This is a genomic window from Snuella lapsa (assembly GCF_039539345.1).
GTDB lineage: Bacteria > Bacteroidota > Bacteroidia > Flavobacteriales > Flavobacteriaceae > Snuella > Snuella lapsa.
Map to the genome: position 1 here is coordinate 37,140 of NZ_BAABCY010000104.1, position 17,568 is coordinate 54,707.

Below are 17,568 nucleotides of genomic sequence, written 5' to 3' on the forward strand. Positions count from 1 at the left end.
GTTTTTAAGGGCTAAGTCAAAAAAACAATGCCAAGAGAAATTATTTAATAGTTTTTAGTTAAGTACAATATAGTTAGTCCAGATTGTTGGTAGCATTTAAAATGACAACACCCTAAAAAGGAATATTTTATGCCCTGCTTTATAAAATTATGGGGTTGTGCAATGATTAGCCGAGTTACTCTTTAATTGTTTTTAATGTTCGATCGATGGTAAAATGATATCTTTCATTATCGTGAATGCTAATTTATCTTTTTGAGAATTATATGCGCCTCCCGTAAATACTGCAACTAGTTCCAAATCAGGAATTATCATTATGTATTGTCCTCCATTTCCAGTTGCTGTTTTAGAAATGATTGTTCTTTTGTCTATGTTAAAAGGAATGTTCCACCACAGATAGCAATAGTCAATACCAGTAATCTTCGTTTTTGGTGTTGTAGACTCTTCAATCCATTTTTTAGATACAATTTGTTCTCCATTCCATTTTCCTTTGTTTAAGACTAATTGCCCTATTTTAGCCATATCCCTAGAGGTCATATATAACCTTTTTGCTGAAGCAATAACTTCTTTGTTTGCGGTGTGCCCCCACTTCAAATTGTTAATCCCTAAAGGTTTGAACAAGTATTTGTCAGCAAATTCATTTATTGACATTCCCGACGTTCGGCTGATAATTTCGGCCACTAGGACTACTCCCATCGAACAGTAATGTGACACTTCTCCAGGCGTATTGACCATAGGTAGATCAAGCGTATATTGCAGCCAATCTTTTTTCTTGTAAACTTTGTCTTCTTGACCTTTTGATTTATTATCCCAATCATTACAATCTAGTCCGCTCGACATCGTCAAAAGATGTTTAATCGTAATTTCTTCCTTTCTTACATCCAGATGTTTTTGGGGTACAGGAATTTTAAGGTATTTAGCTATGGGGTCATTTATATTGTAAATAAATCCGTTGTCAATGGCTATTCCTAATAAGATAGATCTAATGCTTTTCGATGCTGAACGAAGGTCATGAGGTTGATCGGCCTCATGATCGTTAAAATATTCTTCTAGAACCAATTGATTATTTTTAACTAACACAACGCTATGTAAGTTATGATCGGTACCATTGATTTGGTCGAAAAGTTTGTAAATCAAGGTTGAATCAATACCCTTTGATTTTAAATGGTTTGTTTGCCATCCGTCTCCTAGTTGCTTTGGTTGCGAATATGTGTAAGGATTTTGTCCATGGCTAACAGTACTTATAAGTAGTATTAAAATTGCAGATCGCGCTATGTTTTTCATAATGTTCCACCATCTGGCCAGTTTTTCCAATGATTATTAGGCTTATTGGTCGGTTTGTAAAATTCCGTTCTTCCTGTTTCCAAGACTTTTGCTATTTGTTTAAATGTTTCATTTTTGCTCGGAAGTTCCGAATCAGCACAATCAGGATGATGCCATTCATTCAATTCCATAATCTTTGGCAAGTCATATGGAATTCTTTGTTTGATTTCTTCTTCGGTAGCCTCAAATTCCATGTTGTATTCAGGTTCTAAACCTCTCATAAATTCCCAAACGAAAATTTTGTCGTCGTCTTCCAGTTTAATTCCCTTTTTAAGGTAAAAATCTCTATTGTGATTTATGTCAATCTCTTTTTCGCGCAACATCATTGTTTTTGCTCGTGGGTTTAAACTTTCTAAATATTCTTCGTCAAAAGTCAAGTCATCAGTGCTATCATCTGTTATATATAAAAAATTTGCATTATCGGTTCCAGGCTCAGTTTTTATGCAATTTCCAAAAATGTGCAAGCAATTAGAAATTCCGTTGTGTCCTCCGCTACGATAATTGAATCCGATTACTTCGATTATTATAGCCCAACGTTTTTCATCACGATAAGCACTTAATTTAGAGTGAATGGGATAAACATACCCATTGTCAAGCATAGGGAACGTAAATTCCCCTGCACACTTGTCGAGTTGTTTTAATATTTCCTTTGCTGAATATTCTTGTTTTTTCTTAAACCCGAAGATGCTCATAGGTGTGTTTGCTAACTATTCAATAAACGCATATTATTGCATTTATTTTCTTTCAAATATAATTCTTTTTGTTTAACATCTCTATGGGGCTTATTATGTCAGTTAAAGTGTGGTGCTATTGTCCAAATATAATGTGGCAAACGGTGTACTGTTACGGGAATACATATACTCACTAAGGGCTTATGTCGTATTTGAGAGAAGGAGGGAGGTAGTATTATATTACTTCCGTTCGTAAGTTAAGAACGAGTAATCATGATCGTTCTTGTCATCTTTCTCGCAAAAGGTGTTAGCGGTTTCTTTCCATACCGTTGTGTCTATTTCGGGGAAGAACGTATCGGCCTCGAAGTTGGCATGAACGCGCGTTAGCTCAATTTTATCGGCTATGTGCATGGCTTGTTTGTAAATTTCGCCTCCTCCTATTATAAATGGTTGGTTGTCGTCTTTAGAGGCATCAATAGCATCCTCCAGGTTGTTAACCACAATCACCCCGTCGGGAACCGTGTAGTTGCTTTGTCTGGTAATAACCACATGGGTACGGTTGGGAAGTGGTTTGGGAAAACTCTCAAAGGTTTTGCGCCCCATAATAATATGGTGACCGTTTGTTAGGTTTTTAAAGTGTTTTAGGTCGTCGCTTAAATGCCATATTAACTTATTATCCTTACCAATGGCATTATTTTCGGCAGCTGCAACAATAATAGTAAGCTCTGTGCCTTTTTTAAGGGGAGCTTTTGGGTTTGCTTCTTTTTCGGGCATGGCGTCGTTTGCAACGTTAGCCTTAAGTTGGGCTATGCGCTCCTGTTGCAGGCTTACCAGCTTTTCCAATTGCGCCTGTTCCCAGGCTTTGCCCATAAACTTATGCGTGATAAAAACATTAAATGTGTGGTACAACAGGATAAATAACCATATAATAATGGCAAATACAAACCATTCTTTTTCAAAAAAGGTAAGATCCTTGCCTATGCCCAGTATGGTATTCATGCCAATTAAAAAGAGGGATCCAATTAAAAACAGAACAAAATGAATGTATAGGCGCTTTTTTTGTTTAATGCGGCGCTGTGCCGTTTCAATAAGTGCCAGTTGTTCTTTGTCTATTTGCGGTGTCGATCTTTTCTTTCCAAACATATCAATATAATAATGGGTAAAGTTAATGCTTTTTAATGATATGATTGTGTTAAAAATCGTTCTTAAGAACAATGGAAAGGCGTATATATAAACTAGTTGATGAAAGAAAATTAGTTCAATTGATTTGCTGATCCCATAATTTTTATATGGGAATATTATGTACTTTAAATTAATGTTAAGCCTTATTATTAAATTGATAATTCTTTTGGGTAAAGTGAATTAAATGCTGATTATTAGACGATTGTTCCTTAATTTTGTGCCAAACAACACACTTATTTATTATGGCAATAGCAAAACAATACTTAAAGAGTAAGCCCGTATGTAAAGTTACTTTTTCTATCCTAGCAGAGGATGCAAATGAAGTATCTGTAGTAGGAAATTTTAACGAATGGGATACAGAAGCGGCACCGCTTAAAAAGTTAAAAAATGGTACGTTTAAAGGTACAGTAAACTTAGATAAGGATGCTTCTTATGAGTTTAAATACGTTGTAGATGGCGCTTATATTAATGACGATGCAGCCGATGCTTATGCATGGAACGATTATGCTGCAGCAGAGAATAGCGTAGTGAACGTATAAATTTAGTTTACTAAAAAAAGATAAGCGCTTCCTTAAGTTAAGAAAGCGCTTTTTTTATATCGCTACCGAACCTTTAATATGCGGATGGGGATCATAATCGACCAAAGTAAAATCCTCGAAGGTAAAATCAAAAATGTTATCGATATTGGGATTTAAGAGCATTTTTGGTAGAGGACGTAGTTCTCTGGACAGTTGTAACTCTAATTGTTCGAAGTGGTTGCTGTAAATATGGGCATCTCCAAAGGTGTGTATAAAGTCACCAGCCTCGTAACCACAAACCTGAGCCACCATCATGGTAAGCAATGCATAAGACGCTATATTAAACGGTACACCCAAAAAGATATCGGCACTACGTTGGTAAAGCTGACACGATAGTTTGCCATTGGCTACATAAAACTGGAAAAAAGCATGGCATGGCGGTAAGGCCGCTTTACCATTGGCTACATTTTCACTAAAGGATATGGAAGTATCTGGCAAAACCGAAGGATTCCAAGCCGATACCAGCATACGTCTGCTATCGGGGTTGTGCTTAAGGGTTTGGATTACGTCTTTAATCTGGTCGATCTCATCGCTGTTCCAGTTACGCCATTGGTGTCCGTAAACAGGTCCCAAATTTCCGTTTTCGTCTGCCCATTCGTTCCAGATACGTACCCCGTTTTCGGTTAAGTAGTTAATGTTGGTGTCGCCCTTTAAAAACCAAAGCAACTCATATACAATCGATTTTAAATGCAACTTCTTTGTAGTCACCATAGGAAACCCTTCGCTTAAATCGAAACGCATCTGGTAGCCAAAAACACTTTTGGTGCCGGTTCCCGTACGATCCTCTTTTAGGTTGCCATTCTCTAAAACATGCTTTACAAGGTCGTGATATTGCTTCATGTTATCTGCTTTTCTTCAATGATACAAATATATAAAAGCTTGCACCCAAATACATAGGGTAGCTGCTTTTCTGTAAAAAAGTTATTAACCATATGTAATGGGCGTGTGGGTAAGGTTTTAGGTGTTGCCCTAACCTATAATCATACCTGCTATGGTAGCAGAAATCAAGGACGCAATAGAGCCTCCTATGAGTGCTTTCATGCCAAATTGAGATAGGGTTTTACGCTGCCCCGGAGCCAGTGAACCTATACCGCCTATTTGAATGCCTATAGAGGCAAAGTTGGCAAATCCGCACAGCATGTAAGTAGCCATGATAATGGATTTTTCGTAATTTAAATGAATACTGTTGGCAACATTTTTTAAATCTCTTAATTGTATATAGCCTATAAATTCGCTTGCCGCCAGTTTAATGCCAAGCAATTGTCCCATTAAGGTCATGTCTTCTTTGGCAACGCCTATGAGCCACATTAAAGGTGCAAAGCAGTAGCCAAGGATAAATTCCAGGGACAAACCGTCGTATGTTGTGTTGTTGGCTATAAGTTGATTAAGCGATATGAAATGCCAATCGATATGGAGCGAGCTAATGGTAATGCCATTAAAGTCGGCAGCAGTTCCCAAAATACCATTGAACATGGCTATAAAGGCAATGAATACCAACAACATGGCGCCAACGTTAACAGCCAGTCGTAATCCTTCGGTAGTGCCGTTTGCAATGGCATCCAATAGGTTGGCTCCAATTTTATCTTGGGAAATATACACGTCTGTACTTATAGCACTTGTTTGGGGATACAATATTTTTGAGACGACAATAGCGCCAGGAGCGGCCATGACAGATGCAGCTAAGAGGTGTTTGGCATAAAATAATCGTAAGGCCTCATCTTCCCCTCCCAAAAAACCAATATAGGCAGCCAATACCGCACCAGCTACCGTTGCCATGCCACCAATCATAACAAGTAATATTTCTGACTTGTTCATTTTTTCCAAATAGGCCTTGATTAATAAAGGCGCCTCGGTTTGACCTAAAAAAATATTACCAGCAACACTCAAGCTTTCGGCACCAGATATTTTTAGTGTTTTGCTTAACAACCAAGCAAGGCCTTTTACTATTTTTTGTATGATACCTAAATAGAAAAGGACAGAGGTTAGTGCCGAAAAGAAAATAATGGTTGGCAGAACCTGAAAGGCAAAAATAAAACCAAAGGTATCCATGTCGACCACGAGACCTTCAAAAAGGAATTTACTGCCAGCCTGTGTGAAATCCAAAATACTTACAAATAACTTTCCAACAAGTTCGAACATAAATTTTACAAGCTTAATCTTTAGTACTCCAATAGCAATTAGTAGCTGAAAAAGCAATCCAATACCAACCAATTTCCAGTTAATGGCATTTCGATTACTGCTAAATGTGAAAGCAATTAAAATTAAAACGCCCATACCTAATATGCCCCGCCAGATGCTTTGAAATGACATGCCCTGACTGGCTATTATTGCTTTTGTTGTAGCGGAAGGAAGTGTTTGGGTAGGAGTTGCTTTAAAGTTGTATGAAGTGTGTTTTGCTGTTAAAATAAGCTCGGTGTCGGTTAGTTTAGAAATGCTGAAGTTGCGAACGCTATCATAAGGAGTGGTAACATATAACAGAAGCAACTTGTTTTGGTGTAGATAATTGCCCGAGGCAATTATGTTTTGTGACACCGTGGCGCAATGAAATACACCTTGGTTCAAAGTTAAGGTGTCTCCAATCTCAGCATTAAAAAAACGTGTCTGTTCTTGGTTCTCAATACGATCCAGTAACCATGTTCTTTCTATATCCTGAGCTAAACAAAAAGTAAATCCAAATAAAACAGTTAGTATTGCTAATAAAAACTGCTTCATGGGCTTTTTATTTGCGTTTGGATATTTCGTCGCGAATATGGGCAGCCGTTTCGTAATCTTCGTTAGCTACGGCTTCGTTTAGAAGTTTATGGAGTTCTTCAATCGATTTCGATTGGTAGTTTTCGCGAGGTGAACTGGATTCAAGTTCACTCGCAAGGGTGTCATCCATTAAAACAGTGTCTTCACTTTCATTTTCTTCATCCTTTTTCGGGCTCACCTTTAAATAAATACCAGCTTTGTCCAAAATGTTTTTATAAGTAAAGATAGGAGCTTGAAAACGAAGGGCTAAAGCAATGGCATCACTGGTTCTGGCATCAATGATCTCTTCAATTTTATCGCGCTCACATATCAAGCTGGAATAAAAAACGCCATCGACTAATTTGTGAATAATAACTTGCTTGACCACAATATCGAAACGATCGGCAAAATTTTTAAATAAATCGTGAGTTAAGGGCCTAGGGGGGCGAATTTCTTTTTCAAGTGCAATGGCAATAGATTGTGCTTCGAAAGCACCAATTACAATAGGCAATTTACGCTCGCCATCAACCTCATTTAATATTAGTGCATAAGCCCCGTTTTGGGTTTGGCTATAGGATATTCCCTTTATATTTAATCTTACTAAGCTCATAATTTATAAAAACGCAAAGAACTGTTTAAATTAGGACTTTACCAAATACTAGCAAATAGATTGTAAGGTAACGAACCAATTTAAACAGCCTTATTGTTACTACAATGTAGCAAAAAATAATTTATTGTTGGGCTTTAAATGCTTTTAATTTTTCGATTAATTGTGGCACAACTTCAAAGGCATCGCCCACAACACCATAGTCGGCCGCCTTAAAGAAAGGAGCATCGGCGTCGTTATTTATAACTACTTTTACTTTCGAAGCATTAATGCCTGCAAGATGTTGAATGGCCCCCGAAATGCCAATGGCAATATATAAATTAGAAGCAACAGGTTTACCCGTTTGACCAACATGCTCGGCGTGTGGTCTCCATCCCAAATCGGAAACAGGTTTCGAGCACGCTGTTGCGGCTCCCAAAACATCGGCTAGTTCCTCTACCATACCCCAATTTTCAGGACCTTTAAGCCCGCGGCCTCCAGATACTACGATCTCGGCATCAGCAATGCTTACTTTATCGCTGGCCTTATCGACCGATGCTACCTTAACGCCTAAATCGGGAATTGAAGGCGAAAAGTCTTCTGTTGTAGTTTGAACGCTACTCTCTACCAATCCAAATGAATTATTTGAAATGCTTACAATTTTAACATCCGTGTTTATTTGTAGCAGTTCAAAAGCTTTATTGGTAAAAGCATTACGTTTTACGGTAAATGGGTTTATGCTTTCTGGTGCTTCTATAACGTTGGTAGCATACCCTGCATTTAGATCAATGGCCAGCAAGGGTGCTAAATATTTACTGTTGGCACTGGAACTAACAATAATGACTTTGGCAGCTTCCTTTTCGGCAGCTTGCTTAATAACGGCTGCATAGCCTTTGGCATTAAAATCGGCTAATTGGTCATTCGATACTTTTAAGACCTTATCTACACCATAATTAGACAGCGAAGAGGTGTTTTCGGTATTTATGGTTACGGCCGTTACTGTTGTACCTAACTGGTTGGCAACTGCTTTGGCATACGAAGCAACTTCTAAAGCTATCTTTTTAAAGGCTCCTTGTTCTGATTCTGTATATACTAAAACTGACATAATATTTTTCTAAAATATAAATCTCAAATACCAATTTTGGTGTTTGATTGTTAAATTACTTTGGCTTCGTTGTGAAGTAAATCTATTAATTCGTCTAAATTATCCGGCGATACTAATTTGACAGCGCCCTTCGGTGCTGGTTTTTCAAATTTAACCGAGGTTGTTTCAGGTGTTGTATCGTTAGCTTCTATAACAGTTAAAGGCTTTTTTCGAGCCATCATAATCCCGCGCATATTGGGGATACGCAAATCACTTTCTTCTACCAAACCTTTTTGTCCGCCAATAACCAAAGGGAGTGTTGTCGAAACAGTTTCCTTTCCACCATCTATTTCTCTTACGGCAGTAACCGATGAGCCTTCCACGGTTAGACCAATACATTTGTTTACAAAATTGGCATCGGTTAAGCCAGCAACCATCCCTGGAACCATACCGCCGTTATAATCGATTGACTCACGACCTGCAATGACCAGATCGTAGCCACCCTCTTTAACGACATTGGCTAATTGTTTTGCTACTGAAAAGCCATCGGTAGCATCCATATTTACACGTATAGCGGCATCGGCACCTATAGCCAAAGCTTTACGTAATGTGGGCTCGGTTTCTGGACCGCCAACATTTACAACGGTTACATTAGCACCTTGCTGCTCTTTAAACCACATGGCACGGGTTAACCCAAATTCGTCATTTGGATTAATTACAAATTGCACGCCATTGGTGTCGAACTTCGAGTTGTCATCGGTGAAATTAATCTTGGATGTCGTATCAGGAACATGACTAATGCACACTAATATTTTCATAATATTTGGTATTAATTTGCTATAAGATTATTGAAGCCACGAAGTTAATTATTTTATTTCAAAAATTTATTATGCATGCATAATAAATTTTAAATAATTCATACAAAAGGATTATTCATTTATTGTTATTTTTGCAGTTCGAGTGAAAAATAGATTCAATATAAACTTAAAAAGTTCTTCCTTTATGGAAGACAAAAGATAATAATGAAGACAATTCAATTTAGAGAGGCTGTTTGTGAAGCCATGAGTGAAGAAATGCGTCGTGATGAGAGCGTTTATTTAATGGGTGAGGAAGTAGCCGAATATAATGGGGCTTATAAGGCTTCAAAAGGGATGTTAGACGAATTTGGGCCTAAGCGTGTTATCGATACGCCTATTGCAGAGTTAGGGTTTGCTGGTATTGCTGTAGGATCGACTATGACCGGTAACCGTCCGATAGTAGAGTATATGACGTTTAACTTTTCTCTGGTTGGAATTGATCAAATTATTAACAATGCTGCCAAAATACGACAAATGTCTGGTGGGCAATTTAAGTGTCCAATTGTTTTTAGAGGTCCTACGGCATCTGCAGGACAATTGGGAGCTACGCATTCGCAGGCTTTTGAAAATTGGTTTGCAAATACTCCAGGCTTAAAAGTGGTCGTGCCATCAACACCTTACGATGCTAAAGGTCTATTAAAAGCTGCGATTCGAGATGACGATCCTGTAATTTTTATGGAGAGTGAGCAAATGTACGGTGATAAGGGTGAAGTGCCAGAGGGTGAGTATGTTATTCCTTTGGGTGTTGCTGATATTAAGAGAGAAGGTAATGATGTTACTATTGTATCGTTTGGTAAAATAATTAAAGAAGCTCACAAAGCGGCAGATGCATTGGCAAAAGAAGGTATTTCTTGTGAAATTATCGATTTGCGTACTGTTAGGCCAATGGACAAGCAAGCTATTTTAGAATCTGTTAAGAAAACCAACAGACTGGTTATTTTGGAAGAAGCTTGGCCATTTGCTAACGTTGCTTCCGAGATAACGTATGTGGTGCAAAATGAGGCTTTCGATTATTTGGATGCTCCTATTATAAAAATTAATACAGCAGATACGCCAGCTCCTTATTCACCTGTGTTATTGGAAGAATGGTTGCCAAACAGTAACGATGTTATTAAGGCTGTAAAAAAAGTTTTGTATAAATAAAAATCAACTTTTTACGTTATATAAACTTCATCAACAGTTTTGTTGATGAAGTTTTTTGTATTATGAACATAAGACTACTTAGTATATTTTTTTTCTTAGCCCCTCTCTTGGTTATGACCCAAACTAAGGTGAGTGGACGAGTATTTGACGAGAATGACAATCCTGTTTCGTTTGCCAATGTTATTTTTAAAGGTTCAACACAAGGTACCATTACAGACGAAAATGGTACATTTTATTTGGAATCTGGTGACACTTGGTCTGCAATTACTGTTTCTTTTTTGGGCTTTGAGACTTTAAACGTTCCGTTGGATAAAAAAGTGACCTATAATATGAAGATTGTTCTTTCTGAAACAGCCTCCGAACTCGACGCGGTTGTTATTATTTCAGGAAAACAATCCAAAAAGAACAATCCTGCAATCGATTTGTTGCGAAAAATATGGGAACATAAACGTAAAAATGGTTTAAACCTCCATAAGCAATACGAGTACGATAAATACGAAAAAGTAGAGTTCGATATAAATACCATAGATAGTGCACTTATTAAGAGTAAGCTGTTTCGAGGTATGGAATTTGTATTCGATAAGGTCGATACTTCTAGGGTGACAGGGAAAACCTATTTGCCTATTTTTATAAACGAATCTGTTTCTAGGGTTTATGGAGACAACACCATTGATAAAAAAAAGGAAGTTTTAAAGGGAAACAAGAATTCAGGATTTAGTGATAATCAGGTAATCATTGATTTTGTGGACGACCTGTACTCCGATTTTAATGTTTACGATAATTATTTAAAGTTCTTTGATAAGAGCTTTGTGAGTCCTTTGTCTAGAACCGGGATTAACACCTATAACTATGTACTTACCGATAGTGCTTATATAGATAATAAATGGTGCTACAATATTATTTACTACCCAAGGCGTAAAAACGAATTGACTTTTAAAGGGGATTTTTGGGTGGCCGATTCAACGTATGCTATTAAAGAAATAAATCTAAGGGCTTCTAAAAGTGCCAATATTAACTGGGTGAAGGATATTTATATAGAGCAGGAGTTTGAGGTTTTAAACGATTCGTTGTTTTTGGTAAAGCGTGACTATATGATGTCGGATTTTGCTTTTAAAAAGAAGGAGGAATCACGTGGAGTTTATGGTAAACGCACCACGTTATACCATAATTATGAATTCGATAGGGTAAAGGGCAAGAAGTTTTATGAGGCCGAAGTGTATAACTATAATGAAGATGCATTTGATAGGGATGATGCCTTTTGGAATGAAAACCGTTTAGAAGCATTAAATAAAGACGAATTGGGTATCTATAAGATGCTGGATACTTTAAAAACGGTCAAAAAATTTAAACGGCTTTATAATTTAGGGAGTATTCTCGCGTCGGGATATGTAGAGTTTAACAGCTTGCCTTTAGATTACGGGCCTGTTTTTTCGACCTTTGGATTTAATGAGGTAGAGGGATTACGCTTACGCACTGGTGGACGTACTTATTTTGGACGTAATGATTTGTGGCGTTTGGAAGGCTTTTTGGCTTACGGATTCAAGGATGATAAATTTAAGTACGGTATTTCTGGGAAATGGTTGCTGGATAAAAAGAGCCGCCTTATAATATCGGGAGGTAACCGACGTGATGTGGAACAAATAGGAGCCAGTTTAACAACCTCTACCGATGTTCTAGGACGTAGCTTGGCATCGTCGTCAGTTGTAGGTACTGGTGCTAACGATAAACTAACGTCTATAAATTTAACCAGTTTTGCTATTGAAGCCGAGCCTTGGCGAAATTTTATTTTAAGATTGGGGGGCAATTACAGAACCTTAGAGTCAGCATCCTCCACTTTTAGTTTGGATTATAATACTGATACTGGCATAGCTTCAGAGATAAAACAATATGAGTCTACGTTGTCCTTGTTCTATTTCCCAAAGCGAAAGATGACTGGTTTTGGAGTTGAGCGTTACGAGGCAAACGACGATTTTGCACGTCTTTTTGCACAAGTTGGCCGAGGTGATAAAGGTTTGTTTAATAGCGATTTTAACTATACAAAGCTCCAGTTTTCGTATACGCAACCTTGGCAAGTTGGAGGTTTTGGGCGGTTGTATACTACAGTAGAGACCGGCAAGACATTTGGTGAAGTGCCTTTGGGATTATTAAGCGTTATTCCCGGAAACCAAACGTATTTTTCTATTTATAATACCTTTTCGCAGTTAGACTTCTATGAGTTTGTAAGCGATACCTATGCCTCGTTTCATTTAGAACATAATTTTAATGGACGATTATTTTCCAGAATACCTTTCTTGAGAAAGTTCAACCTTAGGGAAATAGTTAGTGTAAGAGGTGTTTGGGGCGATATTTCGCAGAAGAATATCGATTTAAATAAAACGGACAATCCGAATACAATTCCTTTAATCGCACCAAACGATAAACCTTATTACGAATACAGTTTAGGGATTGGTAATATTTTTAAGGTATTTCGTTTGGACTTTAATTTTAGGGGGAACTATAAAGATGAGGTTTTAAATCCCGATGCTAGAAAATTTGGTATTACGGGAAGCTTTGGGTTCTATTTTTAACATAAGAAACACACACTAATCTAGTAATAAAGACCATTTTTTGTAATGGATTGCATCGCTTTTTCTTCGTGTGCCACAAGAGAATCATATGTTTTTTTATCCAGATTGCTTTTGGCTCCTATAAATTGTATAGGGTAGTTCGCTAAAATTGTTTCAAAAATAAGTTTTACCCGCTTTACATGGTAATCAGATGTTATTACGGTTAAGCGAATATTATTTAATTTAGAAATAATAGCCAATGTTTTTACGGCATCATCTACGGTGTGTTGTGATAGGGCTAAATCGAGAAAGGCATTTTCTGGAATGCCCTGTGTTATAAGATAACGTTTGGCATAAAAGGCGTGTGCTTGCTCGGCCGTATTGAAATGTGCTCCCCAACCACCAGTGCAAAGTACTAGCATATCCTTTTTATAGTGTTTTATACAGCAATTTAATCTGCTTGTGGCCGTATCACTTAATACGCCAGCAGCACTGTTAGGAGATCCTAAAACGATCAATACATCTGTTTGCATACCAAATTAATTAATGTCGCCACCAACCATAAGACCGCTAGGAACTTTGTCTGGAATTGTTTTATCGAAGCTATCATCGTTCAATGTGTTTAAAAAGGATATTATGGGAGCCATATCTTTAACCTTAAGAGTAAGTTTTTTAGCAAGGCTATCAATGGTGTTGATAGCTACTTTAGAGTTTCTGGATTTATTAAACGAGAGATCTTCGTAAAACTCCAATACACGTTCTAATGTTGGGAGTGTCCCATTGTGCATATAAGGGGCCGTAAACCTTAAATTGCGAAGGGTGGGGGTACGAAATCCAAATTGTTGTTCAAAACCGTCATCGGCTTCTGTGAGTTTTGTGTTTTCGGGTACACTTAGGGTATGAATTTTATAATCGGAAAGCATGGGGCCGTTATGGCAATTTATACAGCCAACCTTTTTAAAGATGTCGAAGCCTTCTTTTTCGGAGAAGGATAAGGCATTGTTGTCACCACGCATGTATTTGTCGAAACGGGAATTGTTGGTTACTAAAGTACGTTCGTATGCAGCTATTGCTTTTCCTATGTTATCAATAGTTATAGGCATATCTCCCTTAAATACATCTTTAAACAATTTTTGATATTCTGGAATAACTTTTAATCGGGAAACAACTTCTTTTAAAATGTCTTCTTCCGAATACTTTAATCCGCGCATTTCTTCAAGTGCTTTTATGGGCTCTATGGCTTGGGTCTCCAAGCTTTTCACCCTTGAATCCCAAAACATGGGAGCGTTTTTGGGTGTGTATTGACTTGACGGGGTTATACCATTATAAGCGGTATTTAAAACGGTATGGGCGTTACGTTTTACAAACGGAATGTGGTTTGGGGTTTTAAAAAAGCGTTTGCTGCCAAAGCCTTTACCGTTAGCTCCAATGGAGAGGTCCCTAAACTCTGCAAAACCATTTTTAGGGTGATGGCATGTTGCACAGGCCACATCTTTATCGCCCGATAAAATAGGATCGAAAAAAAGAAGTCGCCCTAGATGGGTTTTCTCTTCAGATGGTAAATTGTCGGCAGGCGTTTTTATTTTTAATGGCAGAGCGTTAATACGCGTGTCAATACGAGCAATAGGTTTTAGAGGAGGCGTGGTTTTAGAGGTCTTTGTATTACATCCTAATACCATTAAAATCAAAATAGGTAAGGATTTAAAAAATATGTTTATATTGGGCACCTCCTTCATTATTATAATAGCAATTTTGTTAATCTAATTCTTTAATAAGTATGTCTTTAAACGCAATGCCTTGACCTTCGGCTTGTAACCCTATGTAGCCTTCTTTAAGAGGGGTGCCATCAATTTTTATAGCAGGATCAAATCGGTTGGCAACACCGCCTCCAATAGTTGGTTTACTGTACTGTAATACGGTGTCTTTATTTACAATATGGACAATAAGGGAGTCTTTGTAAACAATTAATTCGCCATGTATCCATATATCCCATTTATAGGTTTTAGAAGAGGAATTGATGCAATGCCGTGGGTCGAGTTCGTTATTGTAAATCACATCCGTTCCAGGGGAACACATATTGCCTGTTGGGCGCGGGTTACCATCATCTGCATCTGCCAGCATCTGGTATTCAACAGAAATGGGCCAATCCTGTTCTTTTAAAATTGTTTTTGGATCTTGTGAATGGAACATGATGCCGCTATTCCTGTAAGTGTAAGAAGGCGCATCTTTAAGCCACTGATCTGTAAAGCGGTATTTGAATTTTAAATGGTACGATGAAAATGATTTTTTATAGAATAGATGACCGTAACGTTCGTTAAATGTATCGTAATCGTCATAGTTAACCTGAATAGTACCGTCTTTTACCCTAAATGTATTTGCATAATTGTCTCCTACTTCATGATGGTGTATTTTGGGTATCCAACCATCTAAATCCTTACCGTTAAATAATACTTGCCAGTCATTATTGTTCTTTTCGGATTTGTTGCCACATGAAAAAATAAGTAAGGCACCAGTTAATAATAGGAAACGTTTTAATAGGATCATTTTAAGCTGTTTTTATAAGTATTATTGATTGTATTAAGTGGTTTGTGTTATTGCTTGTTTTTAAAAGTGTCGAACTCTGAAACGGATTCGGTTTTAGGAAATGTGTTGTTTGTTGTATCTGTATCGGCAAATTCAAAATTTGGGTCTAAGCTAACTTTCGATACTTCTTTTTCTTTTACGAACGTTTTTTTGATTTCATATTCGTTTCTTCGCCATACTTCTGCTGGTAATTTGTCGATTTCGGTTGAACCGTCGGTGTAATGCCAGGCAATGGTTACAGGCATAACAAGGCCACCAATATTTTTAATGGTAAGCTCGTAAATGTTTTTTCTGGACAGTTGCTTACGAAGTTCGGGTTCGTCAATACGCGATAAAAAGCCACCATAGGCATAGTCTGGGGTACTTGTCAGGGTAACGGTTTCTGGGCCGTTTGAGAAGTCTGTCCTTTGCTTGGCGGTTTCCGATCCAGTAAGTTGTCCCTGAACTTTCTTTTTTTGGTCTTCAATATTTAAATCTTCCTCGTGGACCTTAAACCATTTAACATCAGATAGCTCCATGTCTACATTGTCGGTTGTAAAAAACCAACCTCTAAAAAACCAGTCTAAATCGGTAGCTGTGGCATCTTCTAGTGTTCTAAATAAATCGCCTGGGTTTGGGTGTTTGTATTTCCATCGGTTGGCGTACTCTTTGAATGCTTGGTCGAAAAGTTCTGGGCCTATTACCGAATGCCTAAGAATTTGTAAACCTACAGTTGGCTTTATGTAAAAGTTATTGCCAAATTGCGTTAATAATTCACTGTCTGAAGTTGTCATAATAGGACGCATAATGTTTTTGTCTCCGCTCATAAAAGGAACGATACTTTGCGGTGTTGTGCTCTTAAATTCGGGATATCTCTCGGCAATGGTGCGTTGGTGAAGGAATGTGTTCAAGCCTTCGTCCATCCACATCCATTTGCGTTCATCCGAGCTCACGATCATTGGAAACCAATTATGGCCAACTTCATGAACGATCACACCTATCATTCCTGCTTTGGCAGCAGGACTCATTTTTCCATTTTTTGGACGTCCGCCGTTAAAGCTTATCATAGGAAACTCCATACCTATATTGGATGTGTTCACAGAAATGGCTACAGGGTAAGGGTACTCAAAAGTAGCCTCGGAATAGACTTCCAGTGCATGTTTAATTGCTTTAGTAGACTCTTCTTGCCAAACGGGTAAACCTTCTTTTGGAAAGAAGGACATGGCCATAACGGTATTGTTGGATAGTTTTACCGCTTGGGCGTCCCAAATAAATTTACGGGACGAGGCAAAAGCAAAGTCACGTACATTATTGGCTTTAAATTTCCAGGTTTTTAGTTTGGTGGATTTCGATTTTTCATTGGATCTGGCTTCCGATTCGGTAACGATTAAAATGGGTTTATCAAACGATTTACGAGCTAAATCCATTCTTTGTTGTTGTGTTTTGCTAAGAACTTCCCCACTGTTTTGTAAACTTCCGGTAGCCGCAACAATATGATCTGCGGGCACAGTAATTTCAACCTCATAATCTCCAAATTCAAGAGCGAATTCTCCCAATCTTTGAAATTGTTGGTTTTGCCACCCTTCGGTATCGTTGTATACGGCCATTCTGGGAAACCAATGGGCAATTAAATAAACGGTATTGTTGTCTTCTGGAAAGTACTCATAGCCCTCTCTTGATAAATAGAACATGCTGCGATCGGTGATAGGGTATGACCAACCGATAGAAAATTGTAAAGACGTCCCAGTTTTTAAAGGGGTGTCAAGCATGACCTTCATCATTGTATTGTTTACAAAGGATTTCATGGTGTTGCCATTGGCGTCTTTAATGTATTTTATGGTGTAGCCGGCTGGGAATTCTATAGCTCTGGTGAGAAATTGCATTTCACGCGAGGTCATATCGGTATTTACGGTATTTTTGGCCTCTCCGAAGTCTTCATTTCCTTTTTTGTTTACATTTTGTTCTAACTGAATCCATAAATAGCTTAGGTCGTCTGGAGAATTATTGTAGTAAGTAATGGTTTCTTTCCCATTTATGGTGTTATTGGCTTCATCTAATGCGGCCTGTATTTTATAATTGGCACGTTGTTGCCAATAAGCTTTGCTTGGGGCTCCACTTGCCGTCCTGTAAGTGTTAGGAGGTGTTATTAGATTATCGATGGGTTCGAACTTTCCTTGCCAGGGGAGATTTTGTCCGTAAGTGCTACAAATAAATAGCAGAGCCAAAAGCTTAAATGAATGATGTTGCATGTTGTTATGAGTTAGTAAGGCAATATAACAAAATAATAATATAAAACGATGCTATTTTTG

The 17,568-nt window shown here is 37.8% G+C and carries 15 protein-coding genes; 3 read left to right on the top strand and 12 right to left on the bottom strand.

Annotation, left to right across the window (positions count from 1 at the left end; genetic code table 11):
• Positions 1 to 192: 192 nt before the first annotated feature.
• The 3 genes from ABD792_RS18370 to ABD792_RS18380 form a co-directional block, all read right to left on the bottom strand.
• Positions 193 to 1,281 (bottom strand): serine hydrolase domain-containing protein, encoded by a 1,089-nt coding sequence (locus ABD792_RS18370; RefSeq protein WP_345007907.1) that lies wholly within the window; start codon positions 1,279 to 1,281, stop codon positions 193 to 195.
• On the bottom strand, positions 1,278 to 2,012 hold the full coding sequence (locus ABD792_RS18375) for a DUF7003 family protein (RefSeq protein WP_345007909.1): 735 nt from the start codon (positions 2,010 to 2,012) through the stop codon (positions 1,278 to 1,280). Before ABD792_RS18375 ends, ABD792_RS18370 begins: the two co-directional genes overlap by 4 nt.
• 219 nt (positions 2,013 to 2,231) lie before the next feature.
• Complete coding sequence (locus ABD792_RS18380; RefSeq protein WP_345007910.1) at positions 2,232 to 3,134, bottom strand: dihydrofolate reductase; 903 nt, start codon at positions 3,132 to 3,134, stop codon at positions 2,232 to 2,234.
• A gap of 281 nt (positions 3,135 to 3,415) precedes the next feature.
• Here ABD792_RS18380 and ABD792_RS18385 point away from each other — a divergent pair, with 281 nt between their 5' ends.
• The gene (locus ABD792_RS18385; protein WP_345007911.1) at positions 3,416 to 3,712 is read left to right on the top strand and encodes an isoamylase early set domain-containing protein; all 297 of its coding nucleotides are present in this window, start codon (positions 3,416 to 3,418) and stop codon (positions 3,710 to 3,712) included.
• Positions 3,713 to 3,766: 54 nt separating this feature from the next.
• Here the strand turns inward: ABD792_RS18385 and ABD792_RS18390 are convergent, their stop codons facing one another.
• The 5 genes from ABD792_RS18390 to ABD792_RS18410 all read right to left on the bottom strand — a co-directional run bounded on the left by ABD792_RS18390 (position 3,767) and on the right by ABD792_RS18410 (position 8,969).
• Positions 3,767 to 4,591 carry a thymidylate synthase gene (locus ABD792_RS18390; RefSeq protein ID WP_345007913.1) on the bottom strand — a complete coding sequence of 275 codons (825 nt, stop codon included), beginning with the start codon at positions 4,589 to 4,591 and terminating at the stop codon, positions 3,767 to 3,769.
• Positions 4,592 to 4,720: 129 nt separating this feature from the next.
• Positions 4,721 to 6,463, bottom strand: coding sequence for a NupC/NupG family nucleoside CNT transporter (locus tag ABD792_RS18395; RefSeq protein ID WP_345007915.1), 1,743 nt, complete (start codon positions 6,461 to 6,463; stop codon positions 4,721 to 4,723).
• Between the two features lie 7 nt (positions 6,464 to 6,470).
• Positions 6,471 to 7,091 carry a bifunctional nuclease family protein gene (locus ABD792_RS18400; RefSeq protein ID WP_345007917.1) on the bottom strand — a complete coding sequence of 207 codons (621 nt, stop codon included), beginning with the start codon at positions 7,089 to 7,091 and terminating at the stop codon, positions 6,471 to 6,473.
• 121 nt (positions 7,092 to 7,212) lie between these two features.
• Positions 7,213 to 8,172 carry an electron transfer flavoprotein subunit alpha/FixB family protein gene (locus ABD792_RS18405; RefSeq protein WP_345007919.1) on the bottom strand — a complete coding sequence of 320 codons (960 nt, stop codon included), beginning with the start codon at positions 8,170 to 8,172 and terminating at the stop codon, positions 7,213 to 7,215.
• Between the two features lie 50 nt (positions 8,173 to 8,222).
• Positions 8,223 to 8,969 (bottom strand): electron transfer flavoprotein subunit beta/FixA family protein, encoded by a 747-nt coding sequence (locus tag ABD792_RS18410; RefSeq protein ID WP_345007920.1) that lies wholly within the window; start codon positions 8,967 to 8,969, stop codon positions 8,223 to 8,225.
• Positions 8,970 to 9,173: 204 nt separating this feature from the next.
• Between ABD792_RS18410 and ABD792_RS18415 the strand changes: the two genes are divergently transcribed.
• Both ABD792_RS18415 and ABD792_RS18420 read left to right on the top strand, forming a co-directional pair.
• Positions 9,174 to 10,151, top strand: a complete 978-nt coding sequence (locus ABD792_RS18415) for a pyruvate dehydrogenase complex E1 component subunit beta (protein ID WP_345007922.1) — start codon at positions 9,174 to 9,176, stop codon at positions 10,149 to 10,151.
• 62 nt (positions 10,152 to 10,213) lie between these two features.
• A complete protein-coding gene (locus ABD792_RS18420) occupies positions 10,214 to 12,718 on the top strand; it encodes a DUF5686 and carboxypeptidase-like regulatory domain-containing protein (protein WP_345007924.1) in 2,505 nt (834 codons plus the stop codon).
• A 20-nt stretch (positions 12,719 to 12,738) separates the two neighbouring features.
• Here the strand turns inward: ABD792_RS18420 and ABD792_RS18425 are convergent, their stop codons facing one another.
• Genes ABD792_RS18425 through ABD792_RS18440 form a run of 4 tightly spaced genes read right to left on the bottom strand, consistent with a single transcriptional unit; the run spans position 12,739 to position 17,508 of the window.
• Entirely contained in the window at positions 12,739 to 13,230 is a 492-nt protein-coding gene (locus ABD792_RS18425; RefSeq protein ID WP_345007926.1) for a YdcF family protein, read from the bottom strand.
• A 6-nt stretch (positions 13,231 to 13,236) separates the two neighbouring features.
• Positions 13,237 to 14,433 carry a cytochrome-c peroxidase gene (locus tag ABD792_RS18430; protein WP_345007927.1) on the bottom strand — a complete coding sequence of 399 codons (1,197 nt, stop codon included), beginning with the start codon at positions 14,431 to 14,433 and terminating at the stop codon, positions 13,237 to 13,239.
• A 19-nt stretch (positions 14,434 to 14,452) separates the two neighbouring features.
• On the bottom strand, positions 14,453 to 15,241 hold the full coding sequence (locus ABD792_RS18435; protein ID WP_345007929.1) for a 3-keto-disaccharide hydrolase: 789 nt from the start codon (positions 15,239 to 15,241) through the stop codon (positions 14,453 to 14,455).
• A 47-nt stretch (positions 15,242 to 15,288) separates the two neighbouring features.
• Positions 15,289 to 17,508: a M1 family metallopeptidase gene (locus ABD792_RS18440; RefSeq protein ID WP_345007931.1), complete on the bottom strand. Its 2,220-nt coding sequence runs from the start codon at positions 17,506 to 17,508 to the stop codon at positions 15,289 to 15,291.
• Between the last annotated feature and the right edge of the window lie 60 nt (positions 17,509 to 17,568).